Source organism: Bifidobacterium mellis (genome assembly GCF_000967265.1).
GTDB lineage: Bacteria > Actinomycetota > Actinomycetes > Actinomycetales > Bifidobacteriaceae > Bombiscardovia > Bombiscardovia mellis.
Window position 1 is genome coordinate 783,254 of record NZ_KQ033885.1, and the last position, 2,294, is coordinate 785,547.

The 2,294-nt window shown below is 63.4% G+C and carries 3 protein-coding genes; all 3 read right to left on the bottom strand.

Features of this window, described 5'->3' with window-relative positions:
• Positions 1-54 precede the first annotated feature (54 nt).
• Complete coding sequence (locus JF70_RS08490; RefSeq protein ID WP_015022035.1) at positions 55-402, bottom strand: hypothetical protein; 348 nt, start codon at positions 400-402, stop codon at positions 55-57.
• 24 nt (positions 403-426) lie between these two features.
• Entirely contained in the window at positions 427-690 is a 264-nt protein-coding gene (locus JF70_RS08950) for a hypothetical protein (RefSeq protein ID WP_141650026.1), read from the bottom strand.
• Positions 691-873: 183 nt separating this feature from the next.
• Positions 874-2,294, bottom strand: a 1,421-nt coding sequence (locus tag JF70_RS03485) for a ParB/RepB/Spo0J family partition protein (RefSeq protein ID WP_082069371.1), incomplete at its 5' end; no start/stop codon positions are given.

Below are 2,294 nucleotides of genomic sequence, written 5' to 3' on the forward strand. Positions count from 1 at the left end.
GCATGGAAAAAGGGACCCCGTTGAGGGGTCCCTTGATGATGTTGCCCTGATGGGTCAGGCCATCTGGCTTCGGAGTCCTGGGTAGTGGTGTGCCAGGTATTCGGCGGTGGCTTGGCGGATCAGTGCCGATAGGTTGGTGCCTTCTGTTTTGACGGCGGCTTCGGCCCATTGGTCCAGGGCCGGGGTGGTGCGTACCTGCCAGGTTTTGCTGGTGGGTTGTTTGAGTTCGTCGCGGGGGCGGCCGGCGAAGATGGAGAGCAGGTCGTCGTCGGTCAGGGGGCCGGCGTCGTAGCCCCGGTATACCCGGGTGCCTTCGATGGGTGTGAATTGGCCGGCGTCGGCCATGCGGTCGAGTGCTTCGGCGTGTGCTGCCCTGTCGGCGGGTGTCTGTGTGTTGGTCATGGTCTGGCTCCTTGTTGGTTGTGTCTATTGGTATCTGAGATGTTGCCACCGGCTGGTCAGCGGCATGGCGTGGAAGGCGTGGAGCTGGCCGTCCTGCCATTTGCTGACGATGACTTCGAGCAGGTTGTCGGGTAGGGCCCCGGGGTGTGGCTGGCCGACGAAGACCACCGTCATCTCGTCGCCGTAGCCCTCGATTTGTTCGTGGCCTATGGAGTGGAGGACCGCGTGCCTGATTTCGTCGTCGGCGCAGCCGTGCTTGCGGGCTGATTGCTCTATCTCGATCTCCATGACCATGAGTGTAGTACAAATTGCACATACAAACCAGTCGTGCGTTCCTCGCGTTGCGGTCTGGCTGTCCGAACGCGGGGCGTTCGACGATGCCGATTCCACCCCGTGGGGTGGCGCGAGGCATCGCTGCGCCGCCGCCGGCAGCCGGCCCCGCTTGGTGGCGGGGCCGGCTGCGGGGTTCATTCACTCTTTGGTGTCCTCCTCCTGGTCGCCGTCGTCTGTTTCATCTTCGTTCCCTTCGTTGTCTTCCTCTTCAGGTCGGGGCACCAGGTCGCCGTCGAGACCGGATTGCTCTTCGTCGCTGATGGCGTAGCCTGCGGTTTGGAGGGCACGGTAGAGGGGTTTGAGCAGGCCGTCTATGTCGTCTTGGCTGCGCCAGGTCTCGTGGTTGATCTGTGTCTCCATGATGGCGTGGCACAGGGCGAAGGCCGTCTGGGTGCGGCGACTCTCGTCAAGGTCGGCCTTTTGCGCCAGCTCGGCTTCCTGGTCCTGGACGATGGCGCGCCATGTGTCCCGCACCTGGTCCCGGCTGACCCACCAGGTGCGTTGGCTCGCTTGGGCGATGACCAGCATGGACAGGGCCTGGGACTGGTTTTTGGCGGGGCGTTTGAGGGACATGAGCCGTTGCGTGTAGGCCAGCCGCAGGTCGTGGCTTGCCGTGTCCAGTTGCTTGGCCGGTGCGATTTCGGCTTCTTGTTCGGCTTGCCACCTGGCCAGGTCATCCTCTCTTTGCCGGCGTTCGTCCTCCTGGTCCTGTTGGGTGTATGGCTCCAGCAGGGTGATTTTGACGCGCCACTGTCCGCCACGGTCGAGCAGTCCGGCGGCCGTGGGTTTGTCGCCTTCCCATTCCTCCAGCCATGTGTCGAGGGCCTGCTTGGGGTCGGGGTCGGTATCCGGGGAGAATCGGGCGATGGTGCGCCAACCTTCCGGGTCAGACCAGGATTGTGATGGTGTCAGCGGCACGATGGGCAGCCCGGCCTGCTTGATGGCTTCCTGGGCCTGTTCGATCCACTTGTCCAGCGACCGTTTGGCCTGGACCTGGTGCAGTGTCATGTTCCAGTTGTTGGTGCCTGCGGCTTTGATGAGCTGGTCTTGCAGGCCTTCGTCGTCGCGGAAGTCGGCTATCGTTTCCAATTCCTCGAAGCTCAGCTGGGATGGCAGCGCGAGTATTTTCTCGTCGTCGATGGACGATATTTTGAGCCGTCGCTGCACGGTGCTGCGGCTGCGGCCAGTGGCTTTGGCCATCTGGTCCACGTCTTCGCCAAGGTCCAGGAGGTGGGCGTATCCGCGTGCCTCGTCCAGGGCGGTGAGCTGGTCACGGTGTATGTTCTCTACCAGCATCACCTCCGCCTGGGTCTGCTCGTCCATGTCGGTGATGATACAGGGCACGGTTGCAAGGCCGGCCTGCTCGGCGGCCGCCAGCCGCCGGTGTCCGATGACCAGGGTGTGCCGCCCCTCCTGGTTCGCCGGTGTGACGACCAGGGCCTGCTGTATGCCTTGGGACGCGATGCTCATGGCCAGCTCCGACACGTCTCCTATCTCGCTTCGGGGGTTGGCGTCGTTGGGCCTGATGGCGTCGATGGGCAGCATGGTCACTGTGGTTG

Excerpts from the sequence above, each read along its gene's own strand:
- JF70_RS08490 (WP_015022035.1), bottom strand. The coding sequence starts at position 402 with ATGACCAACACACAGACACCCGCCGACAGGGCAGCACACGCCGAAGCA.
- JF70_RS08950 (WP_141650026.1), bottom strand. The coding sequence starts at position 690 with ATGGAGATCGAGATAGAGCAATCAGCCCGCAAGCACGGCTGCGCCGAC.